The organism is Pseudomonas sp. EA_5y_Pfl2_R50 (assembly GCF_963970475.1).
In the GTDB taxonomy this organism is placed as follows: Bacteria; Pseudomonadota; Gammaproteobacteria; order Pseudomonadales; family Pseudomonadaceae; genus Aquipseudomonas.
Genome location: NZ_CAXAPT010000001.1, coordinates 620,358 through 636,783, shown reverse-complemented (window position 1 = coordinate 636,783; position 16,426 = coordinate 620,358). Strand labels below are relative to the sequence as shown.

9 protein-coding genes are annotated in these 16,426 nt (G+C 62.6%); 1 reads left to right on the top strand and 8 read right to left on the bottom strand.

The window, feature by feature from the left end:
* Nucleotides 1-100: 100 nt before the first annotated feature.
* From AACY19_RS02760 to pvdM, 5 genes are all read right to left on the bottom strand, one after another.
* Nucleotides 101-4,273: an amino acid adenylation domain-containing protein gene (locus tag AACY19_RS02760; protein WP_339447882.1), complete on the bottom strand. Its 4,173-nt coding sequence runs from the start codon at nucleotides 4,271-4,273 to the stop codon at nucleotides 101-103.
* A 126-nt stretch (nucleotides 4,274-4,399) separates the two neighbouring features.
* Entirely contained in the window at nucleotides 4,400-6,061 is a 1,662-nt protein-coding gene (locus AACY19_RS02755) for a cyclic peptide export ABC transporter (protein ID WP_339447681.1), read from the bottom strand.
* 162 nt (nucleotides 6,062-6,223) lie between these two features.
* Complete coding sequence (pvdO, locus tag AACY19_RS02750) at nucleotides 6,224-7,138, bottom strand: dihydropyoverdine dehydrogenase (RefSeq protein WP_445262278.1); 915 nt, start codon at nucleotides 7,136-7,138, stop codon at nucleotides 6,224-6,226.
* A 42-nt stretch (nucleotides 7,139-7,180) separates the two neighbouring features.
* Nucleotides 7,181-8,470 carry a pyoverdine-tailoring periplasmic protein PvdN gene (gene pvdN / locus AACY19_RS02745; protein ID WP_339447677.1) on the bottom strand — a complete coding sequence of 430 codons (1,290 nt, stop codon included), beginning with the start codon at nucleotides 8,468-8,470 and terminating at the stop codon, nucleotides 7,181-7,183.
* On the bottom strand, nucleotides 8,467-9,837 hold the full coding sequence (gene pvdM, locus AACY19_RS02740; RefSeq protein ID WP_339447675.1) for a pyoverdine-tailoring dipeptidase-like protein PvdM: 1,371 nt from the start codon (nucleotides 9,835-9,837) through the stop codon (nucleotides 8,467-8,469). Before pvdM ends, pvdN begins: the two co-directional genes overlap by 4 nt.
* Before the next feature lie 185 nt (nucleotides 9,838-10,022).
* On the opposite strand from pvdM, the gene pvdP reads away from it, so the two are divergent.
* Nucleotides 10,023-11,642: a pyoverdine maturation tyrosinase PvdP gene (gene pvdP / locus AACY19_RS02735; RefSeq protein WP_339447673.1), complete on the top strand. Its 1,620-nt coding sequence runs from the start codon at nucleotides 10,023-10,025 to the stop codon at nucleotides 11,640-11,642.
* 116 nt (nucleotides 11,643-11,758) lie between these two features.
* Here the strand turns inward: pvdP and AACY19_RS02730 are convergent, their stop codons facing one another.
* Genes AACY19_RS02730 through AACY19_RS02720 form a run of 3 tightly spaced genes read right to left on the bottom strand, consistent with a single transcriptional unit; the run spans nucleotide 11,759 to nucleotide 16,307 of the window.
* Nucleotides 11,759-13,153, bottom strand: coding sequence for an efflux transporter outer membrane subunit (locus tag AACY19_RS02730; protein ID WP_339447671.1), 1,395 nt, complete (start codon nucleotides 13,151-13,153; stop codon nucleotides 11,759-11,761).
* Between the two features lie 7 nt (nucleotides 13,154-13,160).
* Nucleotides 13,161-15,134, bottom strand: coding sequence for a MacB family efflux pump subunit (locus tag AACY19_RS02725; RefSeq protein WP_339447669.1), 1,974 nt, complete (start codon nucleotides 15,132-15,134; stop codon nucleotides 13,161-13,163).
* Nucleotides 15,135-16,307, bottom strand: a complete 1,173-nt coding sequence (locus AACY19_RS02720; RefSeq protein ID WP_339447667.1) for an efflux RND transporter periplasmic adaptor subunit — start codon at nucleotides 16,305-16,307, stop codon at nucleotides 15,135-15,137.
* Nucleotides 16,308-16,426 lie beyond the last annotated feature (119 nt).

The following is a 16,426-nucleotide window of genomic DNA, read 5'->3' as shown; positions in this document are numbered from 1 at the left end:
TCCCTGTGGGCGCTGGCAACCCGGCGGCCATAGGTCATGTGGCAAATCACGCCCGAAAAAAAGCAGAAGCGGGTGCTTCTGCTTTTTTTGGCAGGTCAACTCAGTTGTGTCGTGCCGCCTCGCACGCCAGGAACACCGATTCAAACGACTCCAGCAACGACTCACCGTAGATCATGCTGCGGTGAGGCAGGGGGGAGTGCACTGAGCCTTGCAGTTGCCCGCTGACTGTATGCTCACGCAGCACCTGTTCCGAGTGCAATACCTGTTCCAGCGTCTTGTGTGACAGCGACCACCAGCAACTGGCCTCGACCTTGAGCGTCGGCAGCGTGAAGGCGTCGTAGGCTTTCACCAGTCGATCATGAATCTCGAACGCTTGGGCGTTCATGATTTCCTGTTTGATAGCGTCCAGTGTCGCCACCATTTCCTGTTCACTGGTGGCAGCCTGCTGGCTGGCCCATTGGTAGAACGCCTTGAGATCGGTTTGCGGGTTTTCGGCGAGGAAGCGTGCCGCAGGTTCGTGCAGATGAGCGAACATCAGGCTGAACATTTCCACGGCCGTCGCCAGTTCATTCTGTGCACTGAAATACTCGGGGTTTTCTTCCTCCAGCGGTTTGCGCGGCAGATCTGCCGGCAACAGGCTGTCCGGCAATGTGGTATCGACCAGGCCGAGGAAGCTGACTTCACGGCCCTGGCGTTCCAGTTCGGCGGCAATGTCCATGGCAATCGAGCCGCCGAGCGACCAGCCCATCAAGCGATAAGGGCCGTCCGCCTGTTGGTCGATAATCTGTCGGGTGTAGTCGGCGATCATCTGCGCCCAGGTCTGCGCATGGGAGTGTTTGTCCGCGAAGCCTTTGTGCATCACGCCGAAGGTGCGCGCGTGTTGGCTCAGGCGTTTCGCCAACGGCTGGTAGCAGAACACGATCCCGCCGCTGGGATGCAGGCAGAACAGCGGCGGGGCGCTGGCGGCCGAGACCGCGAGTTCGACCACGCATCGGGTTTGCTGCTGGTGTTCTGTGGCGATGAATTGTGCGAGCGCTTCGACGGTGCCGTGAGCGAGCATTTGCTGCAACGCGAGCTTGATCCCCAGGCGCGCATTGAGCGCAGCAATAAACTGGATGGCCAGAATCGAATGTCCGCCCAGCTCGAAGAAATTGTCGTCGAGGCCGACCCGGTCGACGTGCAGCGTGTCCTGCCAGAGCTCGGCCAGCGCTTGCTCCAAAGCCGTTTCCGGGGCCTTGAAGCGACTCTGTGACTGATTGAAGTCAGGCAGCGGCAAAGCCTTGCGATCAAGTTTGCCTGTCGGGCTCACGGGCAAGGCTTCCAGTATCAGCAGATGGCTGGGCACCATGTAACCGGGCAGCCGGCTTTTCAGTTCAGCCTTGAGGGCCGCGAGCAATGGCGCGTGTTGTTCATTGGACAAGTCACTGGCGCTCGGCACGACATAACCGATCAGTTGCATCCCGGCCAACCCTTCGCGGGCGATGACCAGCGCTTCGCGAACGGTCGGCCATTGCAGCAGGCAGGATTCGATCTCACCGAGTTCGATACGGAAGCCGCGGATCTTGACTTGATGATCGAGGCGGCCGACGTATTCGATGACACCATCGGCGCGATAGCGCGCCAGATCGCCCGTGCGGTAAAGGCGCCCGCCGTCCTGGCTGAACGGGTCAGGCATGAAACGCTCGGCGGTCAGTTCCGGGCGCTGGAAATAGCCCCGGGCCAATAGATCGCCAGCAATCACCAGCTCACCGACCACGCCCACCGGCACCGGTTGGCCACCGCTGTCCAGCAGGTAAATGGCGCGCCCCGCCAACGGTCGGCCGATGGGCATGGTTTTCGGCAATGGTGCATGTCCGGTGACGTAGTCAGTGCAATCGAGCACCGTCGCACTGACCGTGGTTTCTGTCGGGCCATAGGTGTTGAGCAGGCGCACATGGGCCAGTCCGGCCTTGCCCCACGCAGCCACGCCCTCCGGCGGCATGGCTTCGCCGCCGACGATCACCTGCCGCAACGGGCCGTAGTCACGCACACCGGCAGCGGCAAAATCCCGCGCCAGCATGTTCCAGTAAGTGGTGGTCAGGTCACTGACCGTGAATTGCTTGTCGAGTAGCTGCCGATACCAGGTTTCGCTGTCCCAGATGTCGGGCCCGCGCACGACCACCGACGCGCCGCAGATCAGTGCCGGGTAAAGCTGTTCGACAAAGGCATCGAAGTTGAACGTGGCAAATTGCAGGGAACGATCGGCAGGCGTCAGGCCGAGAAAATCCAGCGCGACTTGCGCGTGTCGGGTCAACGCCGCCTGGGTAATCCCCACACCTTTTGGCCGGCCGGTAGACCCTGAAGTGAACATGACGTAGGCCAGGTTCGGGCCTTGGGTACGGCAGGGCGGATTATCGTGGTGCGCGCTGTCGAGAAGGTCGATTTCATCGACGCACAGCACGCTCACCGTGTCTGTCGAGGGCAGGCGCTGGAGCAACGAGCGCTGGCTGAGCAGCACGCTCAGGCCGCTGTCTTCAATCATCCAGCTCAGTCGTTCCTGCGGGTAGTCTGGATCGAGAGGCACGTACACGCCACCGGCCTTGAGCACCGCCAGCAAACTCACGATCATCCGCGCCGAACGCTCGACCGCGATGCCCACGCGCACTTCCGGGCCCACGCCGTAGCCGATCAGGGTCTGCGCCAGCCCATTGGCTGCCGAGTTGAGTTGCGCATAACTCATGCGCACGTCATCGCAGATCAGGGCGAGGGCCTGCGGCGTGGCCTGTGCCTGGCGCTCGAAGAGCTGATGGACGCCTTCACTCGGCAAGGGGGCCGCAGGCGGGTTCCAGTCTTCGCGTTGCTGGCGGCACTCGGCGTCGCCCAACAGCGACAATTCGCTCAAGGCGAGATCGGGGTTGTCGGTGATGGCGTGCAACAGGTTCTGCCAGTGTCCGGCCAGTCGTTCGATGGTGGCCGGGCTATACAGATCGCTGCTGAATTCGATGTTGGCGTCGATGCGGCTCAGGGAGTAACTGACGTCCAGCGACAGGTCGAATTTCGCCTGCCCGCTGCCGCCATCGACAAAGTCCAGAGTCAAGCCGCCGAGGTTCATCGGCACCGCGGCGCCGCCGTCCGTGCGCCAGTTGAACAGCACCTGGAACAACGGATTGATCTGCTGACTGCTGTGCAGTTGCAGGTCGTCGAAGCTCAATTCCAGCGGGTAGTCGGCGTGGTCGAGCGCGGCCAGCGATTCGCGGCGCAGACGCAGCAGGAAGTCCTTGCAAGGCTGCTGCGGGTCAATTCGCACGCGATACACCTGGGTGCTGACAAAGAACCCGACCAGGTCCTGAATTTCACTGCGGTTGCGCGTCGCGTTGGGTACGCCGACGGTGAAATCGTCCTGGCCACTGTAGCGGCTCAAGAGCAGTTGCCAGGCGCCCAGCGCGACGACGAAGGGGGTCAGGCCGTGGTGCTGGCAGAAGCGATTGAGCGCTTGCGCCAGGGTGGCGGGCAGGCTGAAGTCGTATTTGCCGGCCGGATGGCGCTGCTGTTCGCTGCGTGCAAAGTCCACCGGCAGGTCCAGCGGCTGCAAATTCCGGCCCAGATACTGTTGCCAGTATTCGGCGCTGGTCTTGCAGGCCGTGCTGTGCAGATAGTCACCGCGCTGCCAGTGGGCATAGTCGGCGTACTGGATGGCCGGACGCGGCAAAGGCGCGTCAATGCCCATTGCCGCCTGCGCGTAGGCGCGGGTCAGGTCCTGCATCAGAATCGCGTTGGACCATGCATCCGAGGCGATATGGTGCATGTTGAGCAGCAGCAAGTGCTGCGCATCGGCCACTTGCAGCAGCGTCGCGCGCATCAGCGGCGCCTGTTGCAGATTGAAGGGCTGGCCGGCTTCGGCCGCTATGCGCTGGGCAATCTGCTGGTCGCGGGTTTCAGCGTTCAGGTCGCGCAGATCAACGAACCCCAGTTGCAGCGTGGCGTTGGCATCCACCACCTGCATCGCTACGCCGTCGATCTCGACGATTGCACTGCGCAGGACGTCGTGGCGTTCGATGACTTTGTTCAGCGCCATTTCCAGGTGTCGGGCTTGCAGGGCACCGCTCAGGCGCACGGCCCGTGGCAGGTTATAGGCGGCACTCTCGGGCGTCAGCTGTTGCACGAACCACAGGCGCTGTTGGGCGAAGGACAGGGGGGCCGGGGCCGGGTGGGGGCGGGCAATGATGCCGTGGGATTGCTCGCCGGCATCTGCCATCAGCAGCGCCAGTACCTCATCATCGAGTAAGTCGTTCATCGGGCTCTCGTGGTTGGCAGCACCGTGAGCGCTGACGGCGTTGCCGACAGTCGGGTCCACGGCGATAAACATTCGGATGGAAGGCCGGCAGGACAGGCATCCGGCCGGCTGCAAAGCGTCAAGCGGTCAGGCTGTTGCGAGGGGCTTCTTGTGGGTGACCACGCGGCCGCCCTCCATCCGCACCAACTGATCGGCGACGTCGAAATAGCGGTCGTCGTGAGAGATCACGATGAGGGTCTTGCCCATCTGTTTCAGCTCCGGCAGCAATTCGGTGTAGAAGATGCGCCGGAAGGCCGGGTCCTGGTCGGCAGCCCATTCGTCGAAGACCAGCACCGGACGCTCTTCCAGCCAGGCGTTGATCAGTGCGAGGCGTTTGCGCTGGCCGGTGGACAGATCGGTGGTACTGAAAACGCCGTCGTGAATGCTCACCTTGTGGGCAATCTCCAGGCGTTCCAGATAGCGGCTGGTGTCGGCCGGCAGTTGCGTGTCGCCCTGTACCAACTCGTCGAACAGGTAATAGTCGGCGAAGATGGTGGTGAACAGTTGGCGATAGTCATCGCGAGCCTGGGCATCGACCACCTGGCCATTGAGCAGAACCTCGCCGCGTTGCGGTGCGTAAAGGCCCAGCAGCAATTTGATCAGGGTGGTTTTACCGCCGCCGTTCTCGCCGACGATGAACACGATCTCACCCTGGGCGATGTTCAGATTGACCGGACCCAATTCAAATGCGGCGCTGCCCTGAACCGGCGGGAAAGCGTAATGCACGTTATGCATTTGCAACTGCTGCACCGGCGTCTTGCTCGCTGGCGCGGACTCGCGCAGCAGCAAGTGCGGTTCTGGTGAGGAGAACTGTTCGGCCAGCTCGGCGATGCGTTTGAAGGCAATGTTTGCGCGACTGACCACCGGCAGTGTGGTGACCAGATATTCCAGCGGGCCCTTCATGTACAGCAGCACCAGCACGAAGCCGCTGAGCACGGCTTTGTCGGTGCCCAACCAGAACGATTGCAGGGCCAGGGCCAGACCGATCACCACGAAAAACAGCATCGAACCAAAGGTTTTCGCCACCACGAACGTGTTGATCGAACGGATGTGCGTGTTGCAGATGTAATCAGCCGTGCCTTCGATGCGCTGGCTGAACATGCGCTGGCGGCGTGGGCGATGAATCCGCAGTTCCTTGGCACCCGCAGCGATGGCGCTGTAGTGCTTTTGCAGTTCGTCCTCGGCCTCGCGCGCGGCTTCGAAACCTTTAATGCCTTTGGCGCGGGCAATGTATTGAACGACGGTGCCGATCACGAGGGCGATCAACAGCAGGGCAAACATCGGCAGGGACAGATACGCCAGGTAACCCAGGCACCCGAGGGTGACGGTGAACGCGATGGCCAGTGGCGCAAAGGAAAACGCGAAATCACTGACGGTGTCGACGTCATGGGTCAATACCGGAATCAGGCGATGACTGCGAAACCGCTCGATCTGCTCGATGGGCGCGAGCAGGACTTTTTCGCCCAGTGATTTACGCAGGCCGGCGATGATGTGCTGGCCGACGTGGTTGGTGCCGATGTCCGACAGAATCGAAGTCAACAGGGCGAACGCGCAGAGGCCGGCAAACGTCAGGAGCACGGTGGATGACGGAACATCGCTGCCATTCAGGGCTTTGTTGATGGTCGCCAGCAGGGCAGTGACGCTGACGCCACCGAGCATGCCGAGCAGGATCGACAGCGCCACGACGACCCGGTAAGGCTTGAGCAGGCCGAGGACTTCACTGATGGCTCCGCGCGATTTTGTGGTCATGGAGGTTTCCGCTTCTAGTGCCGCTAACGGCATCGTTTCAAGGATTGGGCTGGTTAAAAGACGAAACCCGTGGGCGGCGATTTAGCCGACCACGGGTTTATCGAAGCTGAGGCGACGAGCGAGCGGCCTGCGCCGCCGTGACGGTTGCCGTTACCGCTGTCGTTACAGATCGCGCGCGACGCGAAAACCGATCCAGTCGCCGCGCGTGTCGCTGTAGGTGGCATTGCGGTTGCCCGAACGCGAGAACACCGGGGCTTCACCCCAGTCGTTGCCGCGGATGCGGCGAATCTTGCAGTCGCCGCTCAGCCAGGCGCTGCCATCACTGGGCGCGCCGACGTAGTTTTCGTTGTAGCAGTCGGCGGTCCATTCGTAGATGTTGCCGTGCATGTCGTAGACGCCGAAGGCGTTGGCCGGGAACTTGCCTGCCGGAGCGGTGAAGTTATAGCCGTCGGCAGCGCCATAGGTGTTGGCGTGTTTGGCGATGCTGTAATCCTGGCCTTCATCGAAGGGGAACGGGAAGGGCCCGCCGCTGCCGGCACGGGCAGCGTATTCACGCAGCGATTCACTGACCAGTCGATACGATTTGCCGGTCTTCTTCGATAGCCAGGCCACGTAAGCCTCGGCCTCGGGAAAGTCCATGCAAACGGCTGGATGCTGGGCGGTGTACTGTTTTTTCGGGTCGCTGCCCGCATAGTCGGGAATGCCTGCCTTGCACGCGCGGCCCGGGCGGGTGTCGCCGTCGGGCATCTGATAACCGGTGTCGGCGAGGTAGGCGTCCCATTGCCCCTTGAGCACCTGGAAGCGACTGATGGCCAGGGGGTTGGCGAACGTCACCGGGTGCAGCGGACCTTCGTCCGGCTCGCGGCCGGTTTCGTCATCCGGGGTGCCCATGGTGAAGGTGCCGGTGGGCAGCACGACCATTTCCGGGCAGTCCTTGCAGTCCTTGAAGACCTTGCCCGGTTTGAGCGGCTCGGCCGCGTGCGCCAGCTGCGGCAAGGCACAGCCGAGCAACGTGACGAGTCCCAGCGCAGATAGCGCCTTCAAGGAAAAAATACGCGGTTCACTGCTGTTCATCATGATTCTCGATAACAGGTTGAAAGGAAACGAGGGAGCGGGCGCTTACAGCCGTTTGGCCAGCAACGCCATCAAACGGTCGATTTGCGCCTCGTCGTTGAGCAGGCCCGGTGCCGTGCGGATCACCGGCCCCACATCGCGGTTCACGGCGTCGGCAATCACCCGGTTTTGCATCAGGTACGCGGCGACGTTGTCGCAGTCCTGGCCCTTGACCCTGAAGAAGGTGAAACCGGCCGACAGTTGCGGGCTCAGCGGGGTGACGAGTTCGATCTGCGGGTGTTCCAGCAGGCGTTTCTTCAGGTAGCTGTTGAGTGCGTGGATGCGCGCCTCGACCTCGGCCTTGCCCAGTTGCAGGTGCAGTTTGAACGCTTCGTCGAGCGCCCAGCGATACTCGAAAGAGTGGTAGCCGCCGGGGGTCATGGTGGTGGAAAACGCCGTGGCCTCGGAGAAAGTCGGGGTGATCGGCGTGACGTATTTGACCTCTTCGAAGCGGCTGCAGACGATGCCCGTGCCGCGCGGGCCAAACATCCACTTGTGAGTGCCGGCGATGAAGAAGTCGCAGTTCATCTGCGCGAAGCTCAGGTTGTCGACGCCAAAACCGTGTACGCCGTCGACCACATAAATGATCCGGTCGGCATCGCTGCGGCCACGGTTGTGTTTGTCGACGAGGGCGCCGATATCACCGATCGGCAGCTTCATGCCGCTGCCCGAATGCACCCAGCACATGCCCAGTACGCGGGTTTCAGGACGGATGGCATTGTCGATGGCGGCGAGGATTTCGGCTTTGGTCGCGGTCTGCGGGTTCTTGAACAGCCGGATCTTGCGCACATGCGTGCCCTCACGTTCCTTGCGCAAGGCGAGGATGGTGTGGGTGGCGTAGTGTTCGTGAGCGGTGGTGAGGATTTCCTGGTCGGGGCGCACATGCACGCCGCCGTAAATCATCGTCAGGCCTTCAGTGGTGCTGCCGGTCAGGGCGATCTGTTTCGCGTTCACTTGCAGGTATTGACCGGCCCAGACCCGCACGTTTTCCTCACGCTGCTCGATCACGCCCAGGTCCCAATCCATGGCCAGGCCGGGATTTTTGTCGAGGGCGGCGCGATGCCGTTCAATCGCTTCGCGCACCGGCGTCGGGTGTGAGGTAATCAGGAAGTTGGAGAAGTGGAGGTAGTCCGGGTCTTGATTGAACAGGTGCTGCAACTGCGTCCACTTGTTGCGCGGCGCTGACGCTGGGGCTGCAGGGGCGGCAGCGCTGGCGATGTTCGGCAGACTGGCGCCCAGCGGCAGCGCGGCGGCGAGGATGCCAGCCTGCTTCAGAAAATCACGACGATTATTCATGGCTTTAGCGTTCCCTGCGCGTGGGTCAACGCAGGTTTTGCGGCTTTTTCGACCTGATCCCAGACGCGCAGGAAGTTGCCGCCCCAGAGCTTGCCGATATCGGCTTCGGAATAACCGCGCGACAGCAGTTCAGCGGTGACGTTGCGGATGTCGCCGACGTTCTCGAAACCTTTCACGCCGCCGCCCTCATTGAAGTCGGAGCTGATGCCGACATGATCGATGCCGATCTTGCGCACGGCGTACTCGATGGCGTCGCCGAAATCCTTGAGGCTGGCCTTCGGTTCGTCTTCGAGGATGGCGTATAGGCGGCTGGCGTACAGGCCGAATTTCGTTTCCGACCACGCGGCAATGATCGGGTCACCCGGCATCAAGGCCATCGCCAGGTTCGGCAGTGGCGGCAGGTCGAATTCCTTGCGCAGGTCGTTGAGGCGATCCTGGGTCTTCTGGGTCAGCGGCCGCAGGTATTGTGAGAACGCGACGATTTGCACCACACCGCCGCTGTTCTTGATCAGCTGCATTTCTTTGTCGCTGAGGTTGCGTGGGATGTCGACCATCGCGCGCGGCGCCGAGTGCGAGGCGATCAGCGGTGTACGGCTCAGCTGTGCGACTTGCTCAAGGGCCTTGGTCGACATCTGCGACACGTCGATGATCACCCCCAGATCATTGAGGCGCTTGACCGCTTGCTTGCCCAGGTCCGAGAGGCCGTCGAGGGCGTCCGGTGAATCATTGAGGAAGGGCAGGGGCCGCGACGAATCCGCCCAATCGTTGTTGCCGATGTAGCTGAAGCCGAACATGCGCATGCCGCGCGCCGTCCACAGGTCCAGCAGATCGAGGTCATGGCCCAGCGGATAGGCGTTGAGCATGCTGATGAAAATCGCGAACTTGCCTTCGCCGTGCAGGCGTCGCATGTCGTCCGGGGTGTAGGCGATTGCCACCTGATTGGGGAAGTCGCGCACCATGCCGGAAATGATCCTGTAGCGGATCTCCTGCTGGTTGCGCGCTTCGTCGATGAAGCCGGCGGTCGGTTTGTGCGGCGCATCAGGGCCGTTCCACATTTCCGGCCAGCCGAAAATCGTCAGCGCCGCGCCGGACAGGCGACCGCGACTGGCCTTGGCCAGATCGAACTGGCCACTGCCATCCTTGTCGGCTTCGTGACCGTCGGTGCCGAAGTTCTGCATCAGGCTGACATGGCTGTCGAAAGAGAGCATGCGTTCGTGCAGTTCATCTGCCTGCTTCACGACCTTGGCGCTGTAGCCGAGGTCATCCTTGAACCAGTGATGCCAAGCGGCAAAGCCTGCGCCGGCGCTGATCGCCAGGGCCAGAGGCAGGCCGATGAATAGAGCCTTTTTCGAACGTGGTTTTGTCATTGCCATCTCAGTCGGGTTCGCCATCGAGGTGCAGGCGCAAAGCCTTTGCTATCTGGGAAGGACGAGCGATCAACAGGGAAATTTAGGCTCAGCGTCCCGTGGCGAAAATGGCAGCTTAAATTTGCCCGGGCAGCAATCGTTCTAGCTTGGATAAAGCCTGCTTCATGGCTGACACAGGTAGGGCAATGAAGATTTCTCGACGATGGTTCATGGCGGGCCTGGCGCTGACTGGCGCTGCCGTGCCTGCGGCTTATTTCGGGCATCGTGAATGGACGAAGCCGGACCCGACGATCACGCCCGGTGAAGCGTCTTTCGATGTCGCCGATCTGGCCGGGCAGCGCTTGGCCAGCGCCTTGCGCGGTGTCTGGGACATTCGCTTCGAAGGGCGCGACGCCGGTCTGGAAGGTTTGCCCTTAAAGAGCCTGCAAGTGTTTCTCGACATCGGCCAGAAAGGCCGTGGTGTCTGCGGTTTCCTGGATACGGCGGAGCGTTTGCGTTCCGGCGAAACACCTCGTTACCGAATTCTTGGCGATCTGGCCGGTGCCGATGCCGCGAAACTGAGCTGGCGGCTGGTCGGTGCCGATGGCCAGATCAGCTACGAGCTGGAAATGATCCTCGACGAAGTCTGGGCTGATTTCGGCAACGCCGGCAAAGGCACCCTGAGCGGTAAAGCCTTGCGCCTGGATCGCCCGCTGGCCTTGCCGGCGCAGGACAACGGTTTCGTCGCGGTCAAGCGGCTGTTTCCCGAAGCGCGAGAGCGCACACCGCTGAACCCGACGCTGCTGGCCTGGCTGATTTCCCCCGAACATCGACTGTTTCATCAGTTGTGGCATGCGACGCGGGACAAGTGGCACACCCTCGACGAAGACAAGCGCGAGGCGCTGCGCGGCATCGGCTGGCAACCCGGGCCGCGTGACAAGGAGCGTGATGCTCGCGGGCCACGCAAGGATCGCAATGGTTCCGGCGTCGATTTCTTCTTCATGCACCGGCACATGCTCGGCACTGCGCGGTCGATGCAGGATCTGCCATCGTGGGAGTATTTTCCGTTGCCGCAGCCGGAATTGATCCGTGATCGCGCTGGTTTCGCCCGTTACTTCGACAACCATGACGGCACGGCGCTGCCGCCACCGTGGCTGGCCGATGGCGATGATGAGTACAGCCAGTGGGTCAGCGATCTCAAGACTGCCGAAACTTACGAAAGCAACTTTCAGGTCTGGGAGTCGCAATACCGTGACCCGGCGTATCTGGCCAGACTGACCCTGGGCCAGTTCGGTTCCGAGGTGGAACTGGGCCTGCACGACTGGCTGCACATGCGCTGGGCGTCTGTGCCGCGTGATCCGTCGAACGGTCAGCCGGTGCCTTTCGCGCGTGATCCTGCGGACTTCGCGGCGCGTTGGTATGGCCCGGAAAATGACTTTCTTGGCGATCCGTTCTCATCCCACGTCAACCCGTCGTTCTGGCATTTTCATGGCTGGATCGATGACCGCATCGAAGACTGGTTCCGCGCCCATGAGCGCTTCCATCCCGGCGAAGTCAGCCGTCTGGTGGTCAATGGGGTGCCGTGGTTCGCGCCTGGGCGCTGGGTTGAAGTCGATGATCCATGGCTGGGACCGGTCACCCATGGTTGTAGCACCACGCCAGGATTGCAGGCGGGAAAGACCGTGGAGATGGACCCCGAAACCATGAAGCTGGCCCTGCGCATCACCTTCCTCAATGACGAGAAGAAACTCGCCGGCCTGTTCCGCCGCGTGCCGCAACGGCCGTGGTATGCGCGCAATCTGAAGGCCAAACGGACTTCGCTCTGAGGCGGCGTCATCGTTCTTCGCGAGCAGGCTCGCTCCCACAGGCTTTGTGTTGGGCCGAGATGGCTGCAACACCTTGGGTCATTGTGGGAGCTGGCGAGTCGGCTTCGACGGGGTGGTTACCGTGCCTGCCAGCCACCGCCCAGCGCTTTGTACAGGGCAATGCTCGCCTGCATCCGCGACAACCGCAGTTGCACATTCTGGTCCTGCGCTGCGTACAGCGTGCGCTGGGTTTCCAGTACGGTGAGCAAGTCCTCGGCGCCGGCCTGATAGCGGCTCTGGGCAATGTTGAATGCGGTTTGCGCCTGGTTCAGTTCTTCGCTCTGCCACTGTCGTTGTTCATCGAGGCCGCGAATGCTGTTGAGGGCTTTTTCGACGTCAGCAAACCCGTTGATGATTGCGCCTCGGTAAGTCTCCAGCAGTTCCTCCTGACGAGCCGTGGCCTTGTCGCGTTCGGCACCCAGACGACCATTGTTGAACACCGGTGCGACCAGTCCGGCGGTGAGGTTGTAGAACGGACTGCGCCACAGGTCGCCCGCCTGATTGGCGCCTGAGCCGAGGCTCGCGCTCAGGGTGACTTTTGGCAGCATCGCCGCACGGGCGACCCTGACATCGGCCTGGGCTGCCGCTAGTTGTGCCTCGGCGCGGGCGATGTCCGGGCGGCGTGTCAACAGTTCGCTGGGCAGGCCGGCGGCAATCTGCGGCCATTGCAATTGATCGAAGGACTCGTGACTGGCCGGCAGCTCTTGCACCGGACGGCCGAGCAGCGCTGCCAGCGCGATTCGCGCGTCTTGCGCTTGTTGCCGGACGGTCGGCAATTGGCGTTGCTGCGCGGCCACCAGGCTTTTCTGTTGCGCCAGCTCCAGCGCTGTGGCGGAACCGGCGTTGTATCGCGTCTGGACCAATTGCAGGACGTTTTGCGCGTTGGCCAGATTGAGCTCGGCAATACGACTCTGTTCCTCCAGTGACAGCACCTGCGTGTAGCTGTTGGCGACGCCACTGAGCAACGTCAGCTCGACGGTGGCGCGATCAAACTCACTGGCCTGCAGACTGAAGTGCGCACTGTCGCGTGAGGCGCGCTTGCCGCCCCAGAAGTCGATTTCGTAGCTGGCGTTGAGGCCTGCGTCGAAGTAGTCCACAGCCTTGTTGCTGCTGTCGGCATCCAGTTGACGATAGCCTTCGCCACGCAACAGTTTTTGCCGATTGGCGTTGCCGGTGCCCTGGATTTCCGGGAGTTGCGAACCACCGGCAATGACGATGCCGGCACGCGCCTGGCGCACGCGAGCGATGGCGGCGGCGAGGTCGTGACTGCCGACCTGGGCCTGCTCGATGAGCTGATTGAGTTGCGGGCTGGCAAAGCGTGTCCACCAGCGCAGCGCGGCGCGTTCGTCGCGGGTGTTGTGCTGTGATTGCCAGGCGGCCGGCGGCACAATTCCGCTGTCCGGGGGTTGGGGGGAACTGCCGCAAGCGCTGAGGATCAGGCAAGCGGTCAACAGGCTCAGGCGCGGTTTCATAAAGCGATCATTCACTGGTTAGGGCCGTGACCGGATCAAGCCGGGCAGCTTTGCGGGCCGGCATGAAGCCGAAGACAACACCGGTGACCAAGGCGCAACCAAAGGCACCGAGGACCGCTATCAACGAGAACGCCACAGCGACGTCACTGAGCACCAGTACGCCGCCGACGATCAGGGCGAGGGCGATGCCGGCAACGCCGCCGACGACCGAGAGCATCACCGCTTCAGTGAGAAACTGGCGCAGGATGTCGCGCTGGCGGGCGCCGGTGGCCATGCGAATGCCGATCTCGCGGGTACGTTCGCGGACCGTCATGAGCATGATGTTCATCACTCCGATGCCGCCGACCAGCAGCGAAATCGCCGCAATAGAGCCGAGCATCAGCGACAGGGTGTTTTGCGTGCGCGCCTCGGCCTGGATCATCGCGGCGTTGTTGGTCAGTTCGAAATCCTTTTTGCCGTTGTGCAGGCTCAGCATCAGTTGTTCGATGGCGTGTTCGGTTTCCTTGACCTTGCGTGCGTCAGCGGCAGCGATGACCACGTACTCGGGATTACGCGTGCCGAACAGTCGTGTGCTGGCGGCGGAGTAGGGCACGGCGATACGGTTGTCGCTGTCCGAATCGCCGGAGCTGGCGCCTTTTTCCGCGAGCACCCCGACCACCTGGAATGGCACGTTTTCGATCAGAATGTATTGCCCGATCGGGTCGGGCACATCCTTGAGCAGTTTGGTCCGGACCTTGTGGCCGATCACCGCAACGGCAGCGGCGTTCAACTCATCGGCGTCGGTGAAGTAACTGCCTTGAACCACCGGCCAGTTGAAGATCGCCGGGAAGTTGGTGTCATTGCCGCCGACATAGCTCAGGTGGTCGGCATTGCTGAAGCGCACTCCGGCGTCGGCGCCGTTGACTGGCATGATGCGTTGCACCTGCGGCAGGCTCGCCAGGGCGTGCACATCGTCGAGCGTGACGATGCCGGGTGGCGTGCGCGGGTTGGGCGCCGAGCCGCTGAGGTAAATGATGTTCGAGCCAAACGCGCCCATCTGCGCCATGACCTGACGCTTGCTGCCTTCGCCCACCGCCAGCATCACCACCACCGACGCCACGCCGATGATGATCCCCAGCAGGGTCAGGGCGGTGCGGAAACGGTTGATCCACATCACGCGCCAGGCGGCGTGCAAGGCGTCAACCAGTTCGCCCTTCCAGGCGCCGGTGGCCTCGGCGCCTTCGCTCAAACCCTTGCGCAGATCGACGGCTTGCAAGGCACCGGGATTGGCCGTGGTCTGGGCGTCGGGGTTGTCGCGGGCGCTGTCGCTGATGATCAGGCCGTCGCTGATTTCGATGATGCGCTTGGCGCGGGCGGCGACTTCGCGGTCATGGGTAATAAGGATCACCACGTGACCCTGGCTCGCCAGCTCGTCGAGCAGCGCCATGACTTCCTTGCCGCTGTGGCTGTCGAGGGCGCCGGTGGGTTCGTCGGCGAGGATGATGTGGCCGCCGTTCATCAGTGCGCGGGCAATCGATACGCGCTGCTGCTGACCGCCGGACAGTTGATGCGGACGATTACCGGTGCGCGATGCCAGCCCGAGGCGGTCCAGCAGGGCTGCGGCGCGTGCGTGGCGTTCGGCGGCGGGGGTGCCAGCGTAAATGGCTGGCATCTCGACGTTTTCCTGGGCCGAGCCGGACGGAATCAGGTGATAGCCCTGGAACACGAACCCGAAGGCTTCGCGGCGCAGCCAGGCCAGTTCATCGCTGTCGAGGCCGGCGACGTTTTCGCCGGCGAAGCGGTATTCGCCGGACGTCGGGCGGTCGAGGCAGCCGAGGATGTTCATCAGTGTCGATTTGCCCGAGCCGGATGCGCCGACAATCGCCACGAACTCGCCGGCGTGGATCGACAGGTCGATGCCGCGCAACACATGAACTTGCGGGGAGTCACCGCCGCCGTAGGATTTGCGGATGTCCTGCAGGTCGATCAGAGGCGTTTGCATTCAGCCTCCGTTGCCGTCGGCTGGGCCGATCAACAGATGATCGCCTTCGCGGAGACCATCGATAATCTGCACTTTCAAGCGGTCGCTGATGCCGGTGCGCACGTCGCGCTGCTGGACGTCACCGTTTTGCGCGACGACGCGGGCGATGTGCTTGCCTGGCTGTGTGCTGCCCTGCAGGGCGGCAATCGGTGCGGTGAGCACGTCCTTGGCCTGATTGGCGACGAAGAATACCTGGGTGGTCATTTCCGCCATCAGGGCATTGTCGGCGTTGTCGACGTCGAGCAGAACGGTGTAGAGCACGACCCGTCCGGCGCCGCTTTTACTGCTGCTGGCGGGGCTGCCGCCGCCCTGGCTGGTCTGGTCAAGCGGCTTGGGCGGCACCGGCAGAATCTGCCGAACGGTACTGTTCCAGCGGCGCTGGCCGCCGCTGAGGGTGGTGAAGTAGGCGGTCATGCCGGGTTTGACGTGGCCGATATCGGCCTCGGAAACCTCCGCCCAGACGGTCATCGGCGAGAGTTTGGCGATGCGCAGGATCAGGGGTGTCTGTTGCTGGGCGTTGAGGGTCTGGCCTTCGCGAGCGTCAAGCGCGACCACGGTGCCGGCCATCGGCGCATAGATGCGCGTGTAACCCAGTTCGGCCTGATCGCTGCGCAGGCTGGCCTGCGCCTGGCGGATCTGCGCCTGGAACATGTCGATGCGCGCCTGGGTGGCTTTCAGTTCGGCGCGGGCGGTCTGCACGTCTTCTTCCCGGGTGGCGCCGCCGGCTGCAAGGTTTTGCTGGCGCTGATACTTCTGCCGGGCCAGTTCGTGCTGCGCCTGTTGTTCCTGCAGTTGCGCCTTGAGGTTCTCGATGGAGAACTGGCTGGCGTCGAGCTTGGCCTTCTGCGTGGCCGGGTCGATTTCCACAAGCAATTGGCCTTGCTTGACCACGTCGCCGACTTCCACATGGATTTTGCGGATTTGCCCCGACGCCTGCGCGCCGACGTCCACATAACGCCGTGGCTGCAACGTGCCCAGGGCCGTCACGCTACTTTCGATGTCACCGCGACTGACTTGCACGGTGGCGAATTTGTCGCGGCCGGGCGGCAATATCTGCCAGGCGGCTACGGCGACAACAGGAATCAGACAAAGGGCTACGAGCAGGGCGCGTCGGGCGGGGCGGGGACGTTTCATGCAGGGTTCCGGCCAGTGGAAATCGACCCGTCATTCAGCGGGCGCCGCACGCGGGCCACGACCGAACGCTGGCGCAAGAGGCGGCAGATACGGGGAACTGTCCTTTAAACGAGGGACGC